This window comes from Marinomonas algarum (assembly GCF_020532605.1).
GTDB classification, from domain to species: Bacteria; Pseudomonadota; Gammaproteobacteria; order Pseudomonadales; family Marinomonadaceae; genus Marinomonas; species Marinomonas algarum.
In genome coordinates this window covers 1-803 of record NZ_JAJATW010000073.1, presented here as the reverse complement: position 1 = coordinate 803, position 803 = coordinate 1, and the positions used below count along the sequence as shown (strand labels likewise).

The following is an 803-nucleotide window of genomic DNA, read 5'->3' as shown; positions in this document are numbered from 1 at the left end:
GCGAGTCTTGCGGCGTTTGCTGGTAAATTCGGTATCGGCGAAGGAAAGCTGATTCATGTCATTCGGTCTTGAGGTAATGGTCAGATCGGCATTGTCTCATATTGGGGACTTAATCGCAGTTTCCTTAGTCTTCTGATTTAGATAGCTTCGTTTTGGGCAGGTGTGCTTAGGTCAATGTTCCATGGTAAGAGTTCATCGACTTTATTGATTGAGTGCTGTCCTATGCGTTTCAATACTACTGTGAGATATTGATTCGGATTAATATCATTTAATTTCGCGGTACCAAGAATGGTATACAGTACTGCCGCTCGTTCACCGCCGGCTTTAGAGCCTGCGAACAAGTAATTTTTTCTACCCAGTGCAATGGGACGGATAGACCGCTCCGCCGAGTTGTTATCAATAGCCGCACGACCATCTTGGGTATAGGCCATAATCCCATCTCGTTGATTTATCGCATACGCCACGACTTTAGACATCGCCGAGCCTTTTGATAAGGTGCGCAAGCTTGTGGCGTAAAGCTCATGTTTGATTGCTATCACTTGCAAATAATGGAAGGTGATATTTCTCGCAGATTAGAGCGTTTAATGCCAATAATCGGGCACATTCAAATCGCTTCTGTGCCGGGAAGAAACGAGCCAACTCTTGGAGAGTTAAGTTACCATCATATTTTCTCAGTTCTGAATCAGTGACTTTGTCAGCGGGTACCGCGCAGCTGCGCAAAAGCGGCATCGCTCTTTAAGAATACGACCTCATCCCGAGTTTTATCGCCTTGTATAGCTCTGTTGATCTGATTTCCGACTATG

Annotated in this window: 1 pseudogene; it reads right to left on the bottom strand. The window is 45.3% G+C overall.

The annotated features are described in order from the left end of the window. Positions 1-137: 137 nt before the first annotated feature. Positions 138-515 (bottom strand): annotated as a pseudogene (locus LG368_RS15360) (IS66 family transposase); the annotation flags it as partial. Positions 516-803 lie beyond the last annotated feature (288 nt).